We start from the raw sequence: 1,424 nt of genomic DNA, 5'->3' as shown, positions 1-1,424 counted from the left end.
CCCTCACCGTGTTCGCGGCGACGAGCCTCACGGCGTCCTTCGACACGCTGGGGAAGGCGTTCGAGAAGGCGAACCCCGGCGTGACGGTGCGATTCGACTACGACGGCACCTCGACGCTCGTGACGCAGCTGTCTCAGGGAGCCCCGGCCGACGTCCTCGCCTCCGCCGACGAGAAGAACATGCAGACGGCCCTGGCGCAGAAGCTGATCGCGGGGAATCCGATCGACTTCGCGAGCAATGTGCTCGAGATCGCAACCGCCCCGGGCAACCCCCACCACCTGGCAGGCTGGGCCGACCTCGTCCGGCCGGGAATCAGGGTGGACGTCTGCGCCGACGGCGTGCCGTGCGGCAACGCGACGGCGGCGGTCGAGAAGGCGACCGGCGTCTCGCTGAAACCCATCAGCGAAGAGCAGAACGTGGGCGACGTGCTCGCGAAGGTCGAAAGCGGCGATGCGGATGCCGGCGTCGTCTACGTCACCGACGTGAAGGGCGCGGGCGCGAAGGTCACCGGAGTCGCGTTCCCCGAGGCGCGCAGCGCCGTGAACACCTACCCGATCGCGCAGACCGCGAACGCGGCGAACGCCGCGCTCGCCAAGAAGTTCATCGCGTTCGTCACCGGCGCGCCCGGCCAGAAGGTGCTCGCCGCCGCCGGGTTCGGCGCCCCGCCGACGTGAGCGCGCACGGGCCGGCGCGGCGACGCTCGTACCCCGCATGGCTCTGGATTCCCGCCGGCATCGGCGCCCTGTTCGTGCTGCTGCCGCTCGTCGCGATCGTCGCCCACGTCGATTGGCCGTGCTTCGGGCGGCTGATCACCTCGACGTCGTCGCTCGACGCGCTGCGTCTCAGCGTCGAGACGGCTCTGCTCTCTACGCTCGTCTGCGTCGTGCTCGGGGTGCCCATGGCCGTCGTGCTCGCGCGGGGGCGCTTTCGCGGGCAGAGCATCGCGCGCGCCCTCGTGCTCGTTCCGCTCGTGATGCCGCCTGTGGTCAGCGGCCTCGCGCTGCTCTACACGGTGGGCAGCCGCGGCCTGCTCGGGCCGGCGCTGCAGGGTCTCGGGCTGCAGGTGCCCTTCTCGACCGCGGCGGTCGTGCTCGCGCAGTCGTTCGTCTCGCTTCCCTTCGTCGTCATCAGCCTCGAGGGCGCGCTGCGCACCGTCACCGCGGCGCACGACGAGATCGCCTTCGCCTACGGCGCGAGCCGCACGCAGGTGCTGCTCAAGATCACGCTGCCGAGCCTCGGCCCCGCGCTCGTCTCGGGCACCGTGCTGTCGTTCGCGCGTGCGCTCGGCGAGTTCGGCGCGACGATCACCGTGGCCGGCTCGCTGCAGGGGGTGACGCGCACGCTGCCGCTCGAGATCTACCTGCAGAACAACCTCGACCCCGACGCCGCCGTCGCGCTGTCGCTGCTGCTCGTCGTCCTCGCGC

At 71.4% G+C, this 1,424-nt stretch carries 2 protein-coding genes; both read left to right on the top strand.

Translation table 11 applies throughout. The annotated features are described in order from the left end of the window. Nucleotides 1-674 (top strand): molybdate ABC transporter substrate-binding protein (gene modA / locus ACM2XV_RS15245; RefSeq protein WP_487027558.1); only part of this gene is annotated, 674 nt, incomplete at its 5' end. Beyond that, a partial coding sequence (locus ACM2XV_RS15240) for an ABC transporter permease (RefSeq protein ID WP_487027557.1) occupies nucleotides 671-1,424 on the top strand: 754 nt, incomplete at its 3' end. The genes modA and ACM2XV_RS15240, both read left to right, overlap by 4 nt.

The sequence above is a fragment of the Gryllotalpicola sp. CP2-P1 genome, from assembly GCF_057512245.1.
This window is presented reverse-complemented; position numbering and strand designations above follow the sequence as displayed.